15 protein-coding genes are annotated in these 15,293 nt (G+C 36.0%); 11 read left to right on the top strand and 4 right to left on the bottom strand.

The window, feature by feature from the left end:
- Positions 1-32: 32 nt before the first annotated feature.
- Together AB3X49_RS04680 and AB3X49_RS04675 are read left to right on the top strand one after the other, a co-directional pair.
- On the top strand, positions 33-1,460 hold the full coding sequence (locus AB3X49_RS04680; protein WP_059037711.1) for an amino acid permease: 1,428 nt from the start codon (positions 33-35) through the stop codon (positions 1,458-1,460).
- A complete protein-coding gene (locus tag AB3X49_RS04675; protein WP_367960721.1) occupies positions 1,435-1,812 on the top strand; it encodes an OsmC family protein in 378 nt (125 codons plus the stop codon). Before AB3X49_RS04680 ends, AB3X49_RS04675 begins: the two co-directional genes overlap by 26 nt.
- Positions 1,813-1,870: 58 nt before the next feature.
- On the opposite strand, the gene AB3X49_RS04670 is transcribed toward AB3X49_RS04675, so the two are convergent.
- The gene (locus AB3X49_RS04670) at positions 1,871-2,854 is read right to left on the bottom strand and encodes a helix-turn-helix transcriptional regulator (RefSeq protein ID WP_367960719.1); all 984 of its coding nucleotides are present in this window, start codon (positions 2,852-2,854) and stop codon (positions 1,871-1,873) included.
- A 65-nt stretch (positions 2,855-2,919) separates the two neighbouring features.
- On the opposite strand from AB3X49_RS04670, the gene AB3X49_RS04665 reads away from it, so the two are divergent.
- Together AB3X49_RS04665 and AB3X49_RS04660 are read left to right on the top strand one after the other, a co-directional pair.
- Positions 2,920-3,444 carry a dihydrofolate reductase family protein gene (locus AB3X49_RS04665; protein WP_367960717.1) on the top strand — a complete coding sequence of 175 codons (525 nt, stop codon included), beginning with the start codon at positions 2,920-2,922 and terminating at the stop codon, positions 3,442-3,444.
- Positions 3,445-3,646: 202 nt separating this feature from the next.
- Complete coding sequence (locus AB3X49_RS04660; RefSeq protein WP_001032607.1) at positions 3,647-4,069, top strand: bacteriocin immunity protein; 423 nt, start codon at positions 3,647-3,649, stop codon at positions 4,067-4,069.
- 236 nt (positions 4,070-4,305) lie between these two features.
- Here AB3X49_RS04660 and AB3X49_RS04655 read toward each other — a convergent pair whose 3' ends face one another.
- Positions 4,306-5,676, bottom strand: coding sequence for a sensor histidine kinase (locus tag AB3X49_RS04655; protein WP_367960715.1), 1,371 nt, complete (start codon positions 5,674-5,676; stop codon positions 4,306-4,308).
- 11 nt (positions 5,677-5,687) lie between these two features.
- Positions 5,688-6,365, bottom strand: coding sequence for a response regulator transcription factor (locus tag AB3X49_RS04650; protein WP_367960713.1), 678 nt, complete (start codon positions 6,363-6,365; stop codon positions 5,688-5,690).
- A gap of 174 nt (positions 6,366-6,539) precedes the next feature.
- On the opposite strand from AB3X49_RS04650, the gene AB3X49_RS04645 reads away from it, so the two are divergent.
- The 4 genes from AB3X49_RS04645 to AB3X49_RS04630 all read left to right on the top strand — a co-directional run bounded on the left by AB3X49_RS04645 (position 6,540) and on the right by AB3X49_RS04630 (position 10,323).
- The gene (locus AB3X49_RS04645) at positions 6,540-7,787 is read left to right on the top strand and encodes a cell wall-binding repeat-containing protein (RefSeq protein WP_367960711.1); all 1,248 of its coding nucleotides are present in this window, start codon (positions 6,540-6,542) and stop codon (positions 7,785-7,787) included.
- A 156-nt stretch (positions 7,788-7,943) separates the two neighbouring features.
- Positions 7,944-9,395 carry a SulP family inorganic anion transporter gene (locus AB3X49_RS04640; protein ID WP_367960709.1) on the top strand — a complete coding sequence of 484 codons (1,452 nt, stop codon included), beginning with the start codon at positions 7,944-7,946 and terminating at the stop codon, positions 9,393-9,395.
- 65 nt (positions 9,396-9,460) lie between these two features.
- A complete protein-coding gene (locus tag AB3X49_RS04635) occupies positions 9,461-9,883 on the top strand; it encodes a universal stress protein (protein ID WP_002010593.1) in 423 nt (140 codons plus the stop codon).
- Between the two features lie 323 nt (positions 9,884-10,206).
- Positions 10,207-10,323, top strand: coding sequence for a DUF4027 family protein (locus AB3X49_RS04630; protein WP_002125236.1), 117 nt, complete (start codon positions 10,207-10,209; stop codon positions 10,321-10,323).
- Positions 10,324-10,454: 131 nt separating this feature from the next.
- Here AB3X49_RS04630 and glpT read toward each other — a convergent pair whose 3' ends face one another.
- Positions 10,455-11,804 carry a glycerol-3-phosphate transporter gene (glpT, locus tag AB3X49_RS04625; protein ID WP_367960707.1) on the bottom strand — a complete coding sequence of 450 codons (1,350 nt, stop codon included), beginning with the start codon at positions 11,802-11,804 and terminating at the stop codon, positions 10,455-10,457.
- A 271-nt stretch (positions 11,805-12,075) separates the two neighbouring features.
- Between glpT and AB3X49_RS04620 the strand changes: the two genes are divergently transcribed.
- From AB3X49_RS04620 to rbsR, 3 genes are all read left to right on the top strand, one after another.
- Positions 12,076-12,543, top strand: coding sequence for a MarR family winged helix-turn-helix transcriptional regulator (locus tag AB3X49_RS04620; RefSeq protein WP_367960705.1), 468 nt, complete (start codon positions 12,076-12,078; stop codon positions 12,541-12,543).
- 19 nt (positions 12,544-12,562) lie between these two features.
- On the top strand, positions 12,563-14,176 hold the full coding sequence (locus AB3X49_RS04615) for an MDR family MFS transporter (protein ID WP_367960703.1): 1,614 nt from the start codon (positions 12,563-12,565) through the stop codon (positions 14,174-14,176).
- A gap of 137 nt (positions 14,177-14,313) precedes the next feature.
- Positions 14,314-15,285 (top strand): ribose operon transcriptional repressor RbsR, encoded by a 972-nt coding sequence (gene rbsR / locus AB3X49_RS04610; RefSeq protein ID WP_367960701.1) that lies wholly within the window; start codon positions 14,314-14,316, stop codon positions 15,283-15,285.
- Positions 15,286-15,293: the final 8 nt, after the last annotated feature.

Below are 15,293 nucleotides of genomic sequence, written 5' to 3'. Positions count from 1 at the left end.
GAGATAGGGGTACTTGTAGGGGGAGGATTAAGATGCAGCAAACAACGAATGAGCAATTACATCGTACGATGAAGAGTAGACATTTATTTATGATCGCACTAGGTGGTGTAATCGGAACTGGTTTTTTTCTTGGTTCAGGTTACACCATTAATCAGGCTGGACCAGGGGGAGCCATCCTTTCATATTTAGTGGGCGGATTTATTATGTATTTAACAATGCTTTGTCTTGGAGAGCTAACGGTAGCAATGCCAGTTTCAGGATCTTTCCAAAAGTATGCGACGAAGTTTATTGGACCAGGAACTGGATTTATGATCGGTTGGCTATACTGGATTGGATGGGCAGTAACAGTAGGATTAGAATTAACATCGATCGGTTTAATGATGAAAAGATGGTTTCCGAATGTTGATGTTTGGGTATGGTGTCTCGTATTCGGAGTTATTTTATATGCTTCAAATGCAATATCAGCGAAGAGTTATGCTGAATTAGAGTTTTGGTTCTCTAGTATTAAAGTAGTTACAATTATTGCATTCATTCTACTTGGTGGTAGCGCATTACTAGGATTCTTACCATACGATGGAAAAGAAGCAGCGCCTCTTTTCTCTAACTTTGTAAGTGATGGTGGGCTATTCCCAAATGGACTAGCTGCAGTGCTTCTTACGATGATTACAGTTAACTTTTCCTTCCAAGGAACAGAGTTAATCGGGATTGCAGCAGGAGAGAGTCAGAATCCTGAAAAAACAATTCCACGTGCGATTCGTAATACAGTATGGCGCATTATGTTATTCTTCATTTTAACAATGACAATTTTAGTAGGGTTAATTTCTTGGAAAGAAGCAGGGATAATTGAAAGCCCATTCGTAGTTGTATTTGATAAAATCGGTATTCCATATGCAGCTGATATTATGAACTTCGTTATTATTACAGCTCTTCTATCTGTAGCGAACTCAGGGTTATATGCAGCAACGCGTATACTATGGTCACTTGCAAATGAAGGAATGGCACCAACTTCTTTCAAGAAAGTAAATAAACGTGGTATTCCGATTACAGCGTTAGTCGTAACAATTGCAGTAGCGGGCCTTTCTTTATTAACAAGCTTCCTTGCAGAAGATACAGTATATATGTACTTATTATCTATAGCTGGTTTATCGGCTGTTTCAAGTTGGATCATTATTGCTTTATCACAACTTCGCTTTAGAAGTCAGTATTTAAAAGGCGGAGGAAAATTAGAGGACTTAAAGTATAGAACACCACTATACCCGCTTGTTCCAATTTTAGCTTTAATTACAAATAGCGTCGTTGTTATTAGTTTAGCGTTTATTCCTGAACAACGAATGGCGTTATACTGTGGTATTCCATTTATCATTTTCTGCTACATATATTATTATATGAGTAAGAAACGGAAGAAACCGATGAAAGTGGAGATGGAAAAAACAAATGAAACTAACAATCAAACACGATGATATAGAAGCAGATTTATCGTATGGTCATTTAGCGATTGGAAAAGAAAACGGGTATTCACCGTTACAATTACTCGTTTCTTCTATTGCAGGATGTAGTGCAATTGTTTTTCGAACGATTTTAGAAAAGAAACGTATTACATACGATACGTTTACAATTGAAACTGAAATTGGGAGAAGTGAAGCTTTATCAAAACCAGTTGAAAGTGTTCATTTGCACTATAAAATTAAAGCGCAAAACATTACAGAAGAGCAATTAGACAAGGCGCTGCAACTTGCGGTGAAAAACTGTACGATCGTTCAATCTGTAAAAGATAGTATAAAAGTTACAGAAACAATTGAATTAATGAAGTGAAATGTAAAAACGTGAGAATAGGGCGCTCACGTGTTTATGTTTTTAAAAGAGGGATTTTTTAGTCTTCATACATATGTAAAACTTCTTTCGCACGTATGCGTAAACCATCTATTAATTCTTTCGGTTCTAAAACTTTTGCATCTTTTCCAAGTCTATAAAATAAAGGCGTAATAAAATGGATTTCTCCTTTATCAATTGTTGAATGTATATGTCCTGTCCCGTCTTCCGTTACTACAACGAACTCTTCAAGGTAAGGAACGCTTTTACATTGACGTACGCCTTCTGTTGTCAGTAAAACATGTAACTGAGTAGGACTGTGTACTACGTTAGAGTTAGAGGCAAACCACTCTTCTAAATTCATGAATGTATCTTCATTTTCTTCCGTTGATAATATAGAAAGAATGCGATCAACACGATAAAGTAATACTTTTTTTCTACTAAATTCATAGGATGGCAAATACCATAAACCATCGTGAGCATATACACCGATAGGATGAACATATTTTGTTTTTATCCCCGATTTAGATTCGTATTGAAAGTGTAAATTTTTATTTTCAATAGCCGCTGTTAACACTTTGTTTAAAAAAGGTGTCTCAATAGCTCTCTTCGGATTCCAAAAAGAGATATAAGAACGTATTTTATCAACTTTAGCTTTCGCATCATTTTGTAGAGAGCCATATAGTTTATGTGTAACGGAATTGATTTCTGTATTAAAAGGCAAGTCTCGGTAGTAGCTTAAAGATTGAAAAGCAAAAAAGATGGAGACTGCTTCTTCTTCGGTAAATAAAATGGGGGGAAGCATGCTGTTTGTTAATACTTTATATCCTCCGCTGCGACCTTGTTCAGCGTAAATGGGTAACCCCATATCGCTTAAATCTAAAATATATCTATGGACAGTACGAACGGATATATTGAACTCATCAGCTATTTCTTGAGCTGTAAATTTTCTTTTCGCAGAAGCAAATATAAGAATGTCTAGTAAACGTTTTGCTTTTGACAAGGATATCACCTTTTTCTTTTTTAACATGACATAAGTTGTCATGTTTTATGGTTAGTATAGTGCTTATAAGATGATTTTATCAATAGAAGCTGTAAGGAGGAGAAGATATGTCACGTGAAATTGTTTTATTTATTGCAGCGAGCTTAGACGGGTTTATTGCGAAAGAAGATGATGATTTACAGTGGTTAATGGAAACGGAAGGAGAGGGAGACAACGGTTATACGGAAATGTATGAGACAATTGATACAATAATCATGGGAAAAAGAACGTACGATTATGTAGTAGAGCATACGGAAACATTCCCGTACTTAGATAAAGCATGTTATGTTTTTTCTCGTTCAGAAAAAGGTTCAAATGGAAACGTGGAGTTTGTAAATGAAGATGTAGTGGAGTTTACAAAAAGGTTAAAAGCACAGGAAGGATCTAAAATATGGATGGTCGGTGGAGGGAGTTTACTGAAAGAGTTCTTTAAGAATAATCTAATTGATGAATATATCGTTACGATTACACCGCATATATTAGGTTCTGGAGTTCCTTTATTTCAAGACAAGAATCCAGAAATTAATTTAACTTTAACGGATACGAAACGTTTTGGGCAATTTGTAAATTTATATTATAAGGAAAAGAAATAGCATACTAATGAACGGACCAAATTACATCTGATTTGGTCTGTTCTTAGTCTTAGTTATATTAAGGTTTATCTGTCCTTAACATATCAATTAGTATAAGGGATAACATATTGATTTGGATAATTCAAAAGGGAAATTGTAATTTTATGTTGAAATGAACATGGAAAGTATAAAGAAATGTACTTAGATTACTAAGGTGGTTGTCTTGAACAAAGGGAGTGAAGAATTGGATGAAAAGAAACTATTAAAATTAGTTTTAGAAATTCAAGAGCTACAAGATTTTGGGGAAGATTTTGAACATAAACTCATTGTATTTGAAAATAGTGTTCCTTATCCAAATGCAAAAGAATTATTTTTTGCTGATTACGGTGCAGAATATATTGTAAAAAGAGCTATTAATCATAAAAATATAAAGTTAGGTGAGTTAAATAAAGAAGAGTTAGTTACCTTGGTTCAAAAACTTATGGATACGGAAGGAGAAGAATGGGAACAGGCAATTTGGTTGGACATGGTTGAATCGTCTGTTATTGACCCTAAAATAGGTGATTATATTTTCTGGAGCGATGACGAATTAACCGCCAGAGAAATTATAGATAAAGCATTGGCTTATAAACCATTAAAATTATAAAGTGTGTTGCTTTAAGTAGAATTAAAGATTTATTTTAGAATAGATTGTGTAAAATTAAGAGGTTTAGAAATTTGTTTAAGTTTTGTCTTTAATTTGATTTAAGCTAAAGGAGAATTTAGTTCAATAAGACAATAAAAGACGCCCAGAGTTTTTGAACTCTGGGCGTTTTCATATGCTAATTATGATGTGATTTTGTAAATCAAAACTGAACTTGTTAATTGATGATAGTTGTATTTCTATATAGATGGCAATGAAATGATAAAGCAAGACCCATGATCGACTTCGCTCGTTACAGTAATATTCCCGCCGTGTAGTTCTACAATTTCTTTCACGATAGATAGTCCTAAACCAGTTCCGCCTGTAGCTCGTGATCTTGCTTTATCAACTCGATAAAAACGGTCGAAAATGTGAGGGAGGTCTTCAGGCGGAATACCTTCGCCTTCATCTTCAATTGTAATGGAAATACGTTTATGTTCTTCTGTAACAGAAATATTTATATGAGAATGCTCTTGTGAATGTCTATAAGCGTTATTTAAAATGTTTACCACAACTTGTTCAAATCGCTGTTCATCTAAGTTTATTAGCAGTGTAGGAGGACAAGAGAAAGAAACTTTAATGTATCTTTCTTTATACATGGCATTTACTTTTTCGGCTATGCGAGTAAGGAAGGGGTGTAAATGCACTTCCTGTACTTGAATGAAAAAGTTATGCTTTTCCATTTGAGCGAGTGAAAATAAATCTTGGACTAAGTTTGTAATATAATCAGACTCGTCTTTTATAATGGATAAGTATCGTAAACGTTGCTCTGGAGGTGTGCTTTCTTTTAATGCAATGTCAGCATAACCTCTTACGTACGTTAATGGTGTTCGTAATTCGTGAGCAACACTCGCTAGAAATTCACTTCGCTCTGTTTTCATATAATGTAAATCATTTGCGAGAGTTTGGATAGATTGTGCTAGTTCACCAATTTCGTCATTTCGAGTAGTCGTTAATGAAACTGATAAATCGCCCTTACTCATTTTTTCAGTCGCTTGTTTCATGTGTAACAATGGTTTTGTTAACACACGTGATAATAGAAAAATGGTGATGGCTGTTAATAGGAAAGTAATGACTCCAGCGATAATGAATTGCCGTGTGAGCCCGTTGACCATTTCTTCGATTGATTCCGTCCCGAGAAACATATATACATAGCCTTCCGTTTTTCCTGCCACTACAATTGGGCTAACTGTACATATATAATTAGATGTTTTCCAATGATTCTCTATAATTGCTCCATCATGATCTGTTCGTGTTTGCATTCCTTCAATATGTTTTTTTATAGTAGTATTTATTTCATTGGATTTAGCTAGTATTTCCTTATTTGCATTTGTAATAATAACAGTTGTTTCAGCTTCGGATTCCATTAAAGCAACATGGGAGATTGTTTGCCTATCAAAATACTTTTCAAGGACATCTCGGTGACTATTTCCGCGCTTTAATAAAGCTGTCATTTCTTCATTTACTCTATTGTTTACAAGGCTATAATAAAGCAAGACAAATAGAACACTTTCGATTAAAAGCGTAACAATTAGAAAATAAAATCCGAGTTGAATAGAAATTCGCTTCATCGTTTTGCTCCTTAGTTTTCAATATCAATCCATCGATACCCTACTCCGTATACAGTTTTTAAATGGTGATCAATAGGGAAATTTACTTTCCGTAATTTATCACGCAAATTACGAATATGTGAGTCGACTGTTCTATCTTCTGTATTTGTATTTAACCCCCAAATTCGTTCAATGAGCTGATCACGGCTTAATACGTAGTTCACATGACGTAAAAATAATCCGAGTAAAGAAAATTCGATTGGAGTGAGAAGAAGTTCTTCAGTATAGACAGAAACGAAGTGCTTGGCCTCATCCCATAAAATGCCTTGATATTGGATTTGCGTACGTTGATTCGTTCGGCGTAAAACAGCTTCAATTCTTGCGAAAAGCTCCTCTTCGTGGAATGGTTTCGTCACGTAATCATCTGCTCCAAGTTTTAACCCTTGGATGACATCTACCGTTTGATCACGAGCAGTTACCATAATGATAGGAACGTTACTAAATGATCGAATTCTTTTGCAAGTTTCCCATCCATCCATCTTTGGCATCATAATATCGAGTAAAACAAATTTGAAGTTTCGATTTTCTATATGTGAAATAGCTTCTTCTCCGGATACTGCACATACGCAGTTATATCCGATTGGAGTAAGATAAAGCGTTAATAATTCAAGCATTCTCGGTTCATCATCTACGAGTAATATATCGATCATAGAGTACCTCCGCATTTGTAGTTATTACTTAAATTGTAAGTCAAAATCATGAAGAAATGGTGCAGATTATAATGCATCTGCATAATTTCTTCAGAATTGCTTGTTATTGTAAAGTTGAAATTCCATTTTAGGTAATAATATTGGCTCGAAAACGAATAATACGGAGGCGATATAGTGAAAAAGATGACCCGAATTTTTGGGATAACAATAATTGCAGCAGTCGGTCTTGCGGCATGCGGACAAACGAACACAGATCATAAAAATCATGAATCTACAGAAGAGAAGAAAACAGAGCAAAAGGAAATGAAAATGAATCAGGAGGTAACTGCGCCGAAAGAAATGAATCAAGGTGCATCGAATGATTTATTAACGACAAGTTTAAAAAATGTAACGAGATTAAATACAAATGATCCTCTGCAAATGGCAGTATTAACTTCGCAAACGATATGGCCAGCAACGCATAAAGAGAATCAGCCAGGCGCTATTATTTTAGTGCCAGTGAACGAGTGGCAATTAGGTATTGCAAGTGCGGATCTTATTCATCATCCGAATAACGGACCGATTTTATTTATAGAAAAAGAAAAGGTACCCGAAATGACGTTAAAAGAAATAAAACGATTAAATCCGCTCGGAACGAAAGATGGAACGCAAATTATGGTGATGGGGGATGTAGGGGCATCTAGCCTAGAGCAATTAAAAGAATATAAAGTAAAGCAAATAAAAGAAACGGACCCAGCTAAATTTGCTAAAGATGTTGATAAAGAATATGCCGATATAACAGGAAATTATCCAAATAGCGTTATTATCGGTTCGTCTGAAGAAGAAGGACGTTTATATACAACACCAGCTGTAAATTGGATTTCTCATATGCCAGAACCTCTTCTATATACTGAAAAAAATAAAGTGCCAGAAGCGACAATAGAGGCATTAAAAATGAGAAAAGATAAAGCAAATATATATGTGTTAGGACCAGAAAAAATCGTTTCGAAAGAAGTAGAAAAAGAGTTAAGTAAATACGGAAAAGTAACACGGATTAGTGGAGAGACTCCAACAGAAAATTTGGTTGCATTTGCAAAATTTAAAGATGAAAAAACGAAATTTGGCTGGGGGTTCACAAAGCCGGGGCACGGTTTGTCATTTGTTTCAAGCAAAACACCAGACTTAGCAATTGCGGGAGCACCGTTTTCACATATGGGTAAACATGCCCCTGTTGTTTTGCTTGAGGAAGGAAAAGCAAAACAACCAGTTTATGACTTCCTTGCTACTATTCAGCCGAAGTTTAAGGATGACCCAACACTTGGACCGTATAGCCATGGTTTCCTATTAGGAAGTACTAGTGATATCTCATTTGAAACACAAGGTATATTGGATGAGAGGTTAGAAATTGTTCAGGAAAGTGGTCAAGGTCACGGTGGACATTAATGAAATGAGAAAAGACACTGCTAAGGTAGCGTCTTTTCTTTAGGAAACTTTTACATAGCACAACATCCTTTGCTCGTTATATAATAGCCTTCGTGCAGTCGGCCTTGATTTTCTTACGGAGAAAATCAAATGATAAAAGAGTAGAGGAGTGTTACTTTGTTTCAAACTATAAAAAATGAATGGTTCTCAAATATGAGAGGGGACGTGCTATCGGGGATTGTTGTTGCTTTAGCATTAATTCCTGAAGCGATAGCTTTTTCTGTTATTGCAGGTGTAGATCCGACGGTTGGATTGTACGCGGCCTTTTGTATTGCGGTTACAATTTCGTTTGTCGGCGGAAGACCAGGGATGATCTCGGCGGCAACGGGTGCGATGGCTTTATTAATGGTCACTCTTGTGAAGGATCACGGTTTACAATATTTATTTGCTGCGACAATATTAACAGGTATTGTTCAAATTATTTTTGGAGTGTTCAAGCTGAGCTCATTTATGAAGTTTGTTCCTAAATCCGTTATGAGTGTTTTTTTAAATTCACTTGGAATTTTAGTTTTTACAGCGCAATTGCCGCATTTTAAAAATGCAACTTGGCAAATGTATGCACTTGTCGCATTAGGACTTGCAATTATATATTTATTTCCACGTATTACGACGGCTGTTCCGTCTACACTTATTTCAATTATTATTGTGACAAGCATTGCACTTATGAGCGGATTACAGTTAAAAACAGTAGGGGATATGGGAAGCTTACCGAAAGAATTACCGTTCTTTAGTATTCCTGATGTTCCATTTACACTTGAGACATTAGCAATTATTTTACCGTATTCAGTTATGCTAGCGATTATAGGTTTACTAGAGTCATTATTAACGGCGTCGGTTTTAGACGATATGACACATACGGAAAGTAATAAGCATAAAGAGGCACGTGGACAAGGGATTGCGAACGTTGTTGCTGGTTTCTTCGGAGGAATGGCAGGATGTGCAATGATTGGACAATCTGTTATTAACATTAAATCAGGTGGTCGCGGGAGATTATCGACGTTTGTAGCCGGTGGTTTTTTAATCGTATTGCTATTTGTTTTAGGTGATTACGTTGTTCATATTCCGATGGCAGCTTTAGTTGCAGTTATGATTATGGTTTCGATTGGGACGTTTGATTGGAACTCTGTAGCGACAATTCATAAGGTACCAAAAGGGAATGCTTTTGTTATGATTGTAACAGTTGTGATTGTCCTAATTACACATAATTTAGGATTAGGTGTAATTATCGGAACGATAATTAGTGCAGTTTTATTTGCATTCAATATGGCAAAGATTCACGTGAAACATTTGTATATTGAAAATAAGAAAATATACGAAATTCACGGCCAACTATTCTTCGCATCTACGGCAGAGTATATAAATGCTTTTTCATACAATGAAGATGTGAAAGAAATTGAGATGAATTTTACTAACGCACACGTATGGGATGATTCAGCAGTAGCGGCAATTGATAAAGTTATAATGAAGTATGAACAGAACGGTGTGAAAGTAAGGATCACAGGGTTAAATGAACGTAGCTCGAAGCTCGTTGCGAATTTAGCTACTTATAATAAGAGAATTGCTAGTTAGAAGCCTCCTTTTTAGGGGGCTTTATTATATAATACGGGTAGGATAACGAAAAGGGGATTCAGCATATGTACAAACAAATTTTATTAGCATGCGATGGTTCTGAACATGCACTTCGAGCAGCCGAGCATGCAACATATATTGCGAAATTTAACGAAGAAACACATGTTGAAGTTGTGTACGTAGTAGATAATAGAACGGCAAAGTCAGATATTATACAAGGACAAACGGATTTAGAAACAATATCAGCTAGTCGAAAAGATAAATTAAAAGAGATTGAGGGTTTATTAAAGAAAGAGAACATTTCCTACAAAATTACGATTCTACATGGCGATCCAGGAGATACGATTGTTCAATATGTAAATACAGGAGATATAGATCTTATTATTGCTGGGAGTAGAGGGCTAAATACACTGCAAGAAATGGTGCTTGGTAGTGTAAGTCATAAAATAGCAAAACGTGTGAAATGCCCGGTGATGATTATAAAGTGAAGCTTTAATCAGTGGGGGTTTTGTTCATCCACCACCTAACTTCTTTGCTTTCACTGAATTTTGAGGTGGGGGTCTTACTGCCCGGCGAATAGCGGGATAAAATAAATTGAGTGAGATATTCTGTGATGTAAGCAAGACCTTGATATAATTCGAGGTCTTTTTTGATGTATAGAGGGGGAGATTATGTACATACTAGATATAAGTTTAGAGGAAGATTGTTAACTTACAAATTTGTAAGTTAGCTGTCAGCGAAATCGATGTTATGAAATTTTTCCCATTGATACAATAAGAATATCAAAGGGGATATAGGGAGGATGGAAGGTATGAAATCATTTCAAAATTTGTCTTATAGCCAAGGGGTAAGTTTAATTTGTTTAGGTGGATTTGCTGGATCTGTTATGTTAGCTGTTTTAATAAAGATGTTTCAGCAAATGTTTTAATCGTATGAATAGAAGGGAAATGATTAATATAAATAGCAAGAGAAGAACGATAAATAAAAAATAGCTCTTAGCATGTAAGTAAATGCTGAGAGCTATTTTTATGTTTATTTTTTCTACACATTATATTTTGTTTAAACTTCTTTTGATTTAGTAGATCCTGTATTTAAAGTAAGAGCAAGGAAGAACATTGCAAGCACACAAGAAGCAAGTAGCAAAATGAATCCGCCGTCCCATTCGAATCCATCTACAATAAAGCCCATAGCTGCACTAGCAAAAGTAGCTCCGCCTAGGTAACCGAAGAACCCAGTTAACCCAGCGGCAGTTCCAGCAGCTTTCTTTGGTGCTAAGTCAAGAGCGTGTAGGCCAATTAACATAACAGGTCCGTAAATTAAAAATCCAATTGCGACAAGTGCGATGCTATCAACCATTGGATTACCAGGAGGGTTTAGCCAGTAAACAAGAACTGCGATAAATACACCGACCATAAATAAAATACCAGCAGGTGCACGGCGTCCTTTAAATAGTTTATCATTCATCCATCCGCAAAGAAGCGTACCTGGAATACCAGCCCATTCATATAGAGCATAAGCTGTACGTGAGCTACTATGAGTAAAGCTTTTTTCTTCAACTAAATAAGTAGGAGCCCAGTCTACAACGCCGTAACGAACGAAATAAACAAAAACGTTAGCGATAGCGATGTGCCATAAAAACTTATTGTTTAATACGTATGTAAATAAAATTTCCTTTACCGAAAGTTCGCGTTCACGGTCCGCTACTTTTTCATCTGATGGATATTCCCCAGTATGTTCTTCAATAGAAGGTAATCCGCAAGATTGAGGTGTATCTCTCATCGTAATTAATACATAAATCCCCACTAAAATTGAAAGAATACCTGGGAAGTAAAATATACTTTTCCAGTCATTTGCAAAGAAATATAAGCCTAATGTAACGAGAGAGGGCATAAGCGCGCCGCCGACATTATGAGCGACGTTCCAAATAGACATTTTTGTACCACGTTCACTGACGGAGAACCAGTGAACCATCGTACGACCACAAGGAGGCCACCCCATACCTTGTACCCATCCATTTAAAAACTGAAGTACAAACATAAGTATAATGCTCGTTGTAATGAAAGAAAATGAGCCGAAAATAATATTAATGATACCGGATAAAAATAGCCCAGCTGCTAAAAAGTAGCGAGGATTACAACGATCGGATACGATACCCATAAGAAATTTACTTAATCCGTAAGCGATAGATACTGCTGAAAGGATAACCCCAAGTTCCCCTTTACTAAAGCCTTGTTCGATTAAGTATGGCATTGCGAGTGAAAAGTTTTTTCGAACAAAGTAGTAACCCGCATAACCGATGAAGATGCCTAAGAATACTTGCAAACGCAATTTGCGGTATTCGCTATCAGTGCGATCAGCTGGTAAGCGTTCTGCGCGGGGCGCAGGTTTAAATAATTGTGTGAAAAACATAAAATGAAAATCCTCCCCTAATTAATTGGAAGCGTTTTAAGACAGAGAGAATACAAAAAGGCTATGAAATATAAAAAAGTTCCCTTTTTTATGATTCATAGCCATATACTCCGATTCTCCGTGACTGTCAATATTAACTTCGACGAAAATCATACAACTTTGTGACAATAATGTAAACGTTTTTATAAAGAAAGTTGTTGACGTATTTTGTTTGTGGGATTAATATTTAAATACGTTAAATATTTTATTGCTTAAATAAGAGGTGGATAACATGCCAAATGATATGACTCATATTGATAAGATTCAAGCTCTTACATTCGCTATAGGAAAGAAAATGCAAACAGAGCTATTAGAACAAATGCAAGCATCAGGACTTACACCACCGCAGTTTTATATTTTAAAGATTTTAGATCATTACGGAGCTTCAAGAGCGACAAAATTGGCGGAGAAAATGTACGTGAAACCGAGCGCGATTACAGTAATGATTGATCGTTTAATTGATCATGGATTAGTAGAGCGCTATCACGACGATAATGATCGCCGCGTTGTTATCATTGAGCTAACAAAAAAGGGGAAAGCTACAGTAGAAGAAGCGATGGCGGCTCGTAATGAGCATATTGCAAAATACTTCTCACACTTAGAATTACAAGAGAGGGAAGATTTGTTACGCCTCTTTGAAAAGCTAGAAACAATTATTTGCGGGACACAAGAGAAAAAAGAGAAAAAAGAGAAAAACTAAGAGGAATTGAGGAGATTACATGGAGCAACAAGAAAATCAGAATAGAAAGTTGTTGTTAATCGGTTTAGTAATCGCAATGCTATTTGCTGCATTGGACGGAACAATCGTTGGTACAGCAATGCCGCGTATCGTCGGTGAACTAGGCGGATTAAGTTTAATGACATGGTTAACAACAGCGTATATGTTAACATCAACAACGGTTGTACCGATTGCAGGTAAATTAGCGGATTTACTTGGGCGTCGTAACGTATATATAGCAGGACTAATTATCTTTATGGTTGGTTCAGCGTTATGTGGTATGGCAAACGGTATGACAGAATTAATTATTTTCCGTGGTATTCAAGGTCTTGGTGGCGGTATTATGATGCCAATGGCTATGATTATTATCGGAGATATGTTCACGGGAAAAGAACGTGCTAAATGGCAAGGGATTTTTGGCGCTTTATACGGTCTTGCTTCTGTAATTGGACCACAAGTTGGTGGTTGGATTGTAGACGCAGTGAACTGGAGATGGGTATTCTATATTAACTTACCAGTTGGTATTTTAGCGACAATCTTTATTGCAATGGGATTAAAAGCACATAAACAAACAGGACCAATTAAAATTGATATCGCTGGAATCTTCACGATGATTCTCGGTGTTGTAAGTTTATTACTTGCGTTAACGTTTGGCGGGAAAGATTATGCATGGGGATCTTGGCAAATTATCGGGTTGTTTGCACTAGCTGCCATTGGTATTGTTAGCTTTATTATCGTTGAAACGAAGGCTGAAGAACCAATTTTACCGATGCACTTCTTTAAAAACCGTACATTTACACTACTGAATGCGATCGGTTTCTTTATGAGTATCGGAATGTTTGGAGCAATTATGTTCGTACCGTTCTTTATGCAAGGAATTGTAGGCGTAAGTGCTGCTGAATCAGGAACGATTATGACACCGATGATGATTACAATGATCGTTATGAGTATTATCGGTGGTCAACTTGTATTAAAAATTGGTGTGAAACCACAAATTATTACAGGGATGCTTATTATGGCTGGTGGTTTCTGGCTATTAACAACGATGGATATGCATACAACTAAGCTTACCGCTACTTCTTATATGATGGTTATCGGTTTAGGAATGGGTCTTGTTATGCCGATATTAACATTAGCATTACAAGAAAGCTTCCCGAAAAAAGATCTTGGCGTTGTAACATCATCAAGTCAATTCTTCCGTCAAATCGGTGGAACTTTTGGGATTACAATTTTAGGATCAATTATGAATAATACTTCAGGTACAACGTTAACAAATAAATTAGTACCTGTATTAGACACATTCCCAAAAGAAGCGGGACAAATGGTAACAAAATTTAAAGATATGATTCATACAGATCCACAAAGTTTATATTCTATGCTATTTAGTCCAGAGGCATTAAAACAAATGCCAGAAACATTTTCTAATAGCATCGTACCAATTTTGAAAAGCTCTTTAGTAGACTCACTTCATACTGTATTCTTAACAGGATTGGTATTTATCGTAGTAGGTGCTATCTTTACGATTTTCTTACAGAAAATTAAACTGTCTGACCGTAAAAAAGGTGCTGAAGAGCCTGCTGTAGAAGAGAAAGAACAAACGGTATCATATTCGTAATGAAAAAGCATCGCCCTATGGCGATGCTTTTTTGAGTATAACCTTAAAAGCTTTTTAGTGAGAAATGATTGACGTATTTTTATAAATGCGTTATATTATTTTCTGTAAACGGTTACATGAAATGAGGAGAAAAGAGAATGAGTACGATTAAAGACGTTGCAAAATTAGCAGGGGTATCTGTTGCGACCGTTTCCAGAGTGTTAAATAAAAATGGATATGTTCATGAGGATACATTAAAAAAAGTAGAGCGAGCAATTGAAATGCTAGATTATAAACCTAGTACAGTAGCACGTTCTTTATACAATAAAAAATCTCGTTTAATTGGCTTAGTTGTTCCAAATATCGTGAATCCATTCTTTCCAGAAGTTGCACGTGCCGTAGAAGATGTAGCATATAAGCAAGGTTACACAGTTGTTCTTTGTAACTCTGATGAAAGTTTAGAAAAAGAGAAACAATACATTGATGTGCTTAGACAAAATAATGTGGATGGGTTTATTGTGGCAACGAATCCACAAAATAGTGTTAATTACATGAATTTGTCTATTCCAGTTGTTGCGATTGACCGTATGTTTAATGAGCGCATTCCTACTGTATATGCAGATAACTATGCAGGGAGTCAGGCGGCGACAAAGTTATTAATAGACAAAGGGTGTAAACATATTGCACATATTCGCGGACCGCGTGATGTGAGCACAGCTAACGAACGTTTTGAAGGTTTTGTAGACGTTATTACGCAAAATAATCTTTCTTATATGATTGCAGAGAGTACATTTGATCCAGCAAATAGTGAACAGGTCACGGTGGAATTATTGGAAGAATATCCGCATATTGATGGAATTGTTGCTGGGAATGATTTAATTGCAATCGGCGTTGTAAAGGCTGCACTTCAAAAGGGAATTTCTATTCCAGAAGAGCTACAAATTATCGGATTCGATGGAATTTCTTTAACAGAAATGATGTATCCATCTATTACAACTGTTGCACAGCCAATTTATGAAATGGGGAAAGTTGCAACAGAATTGTTGTTAGAGCAGATGGAAGGAAATCCATTAGAAGAGAAACACTATCCTTTACCGATTGAAATTATAGAACGAAATACAACGAAGTAAGGAGATGA

The sequence above is a fragment of the Bacillus sp. C30 genome (assembly GCF_040838255.1).
GTDB lineage: Bacteria > Bacillota > Bacilli > Bacillales > Bacillaceae_G > Bacillus_A > Bacillus_A mycoides.
Note: the sequence above shows the minus strand (reverse complement) of the source record. Positions and strands in the feature narration are given on the sequence as shown.

Excerpts from the sequence above, each read along its gene's own strand:
- rbsR (WP_367960701.1), top strand. The coding sequence starts at position 14,314 with ATGAGTACGATTAAAGACGTTGCAAAATTAGCAGGGGTATCTGTTGCG.
- AB3X49_RS04680 (WP_059037711.1), top strand. The coding sequence starts at position 33 with ATGCAGCAAACAACGAATGAGCAATTACATCGTACGATGAAGAGTAGA.
- AB3X49_RS04655 (WP_367960715.1), bottom strand. The coding sequence starts at position 5,676 with ATGAAGCGAATTTCTATTCAACTCGGATTTTATTTTCTAATTGTTACG.
- AB3X49_RS04630 (WP_002125236.1), top strand. The coding sequence starts at position 10,207 with ATGAAATCATTTCAAAATTTGTCTTATAGCCAAGGGGTAAGTTTAATT.
- AB3X49_RS04635 (WP_002010593.1), top strand. The coding sequence starts at position 9,461 with ATGTACAAACAAATTTTATTAGCATGCGATGGTTCTGAACATGCACTT.
- AB3X49_RS04620 (WP_367960705.1), top strand. The coding sequence starts at position 12,076 with ATGCCAAATGATATGACTCATATTGATAAGATTCAAGCTCTTACATTC.
- AB3X49_RS04670 (WP_367960719.1), bottom strand. The coding sequence starts at position 2,854 with ATGACAACTTATGTCATGTTAAAAAAGAAAAAGGTGATATCCTTGTCA.
- AB3X49_RS04615 (WP_367960703.1), top strand. The coding sequence starts at position 12,563 with ATGGAGCAACAAGAAAATCAGAATAGAAAGTTGTTGTTAATCGGTTTA.
- AB3X49_RS04665 (WP_367960717.1), top strand. The coding sequence starts at position 2,920 with ATGTCACGTGAAATTGTTTTATTTATTGCAGCGAGCTTAGACGGGTTT.
- AB3X49_RS04675 (WP_367960721.1), top strand. The coding sequence starts at position 1,435 with ATGAAACTAACAATCAAACACGATGATATAGAAGCAGATTTATCGTAT.
- AB3X49_RS04650 (WP_367960713.1), bottom strand. The coding sequence starts at position 6,365 with ATGATCGATATATTACTCGTAGATGATGAACCGAGAATGCTTGAATTA.
- glpT (WP_367960707.1), bottom strand. The coding sequence starts at position 11,804 with ATGTTTTTCACACAATTATTTAAACCTGCGCCCCGCGCAGAACGCTTA.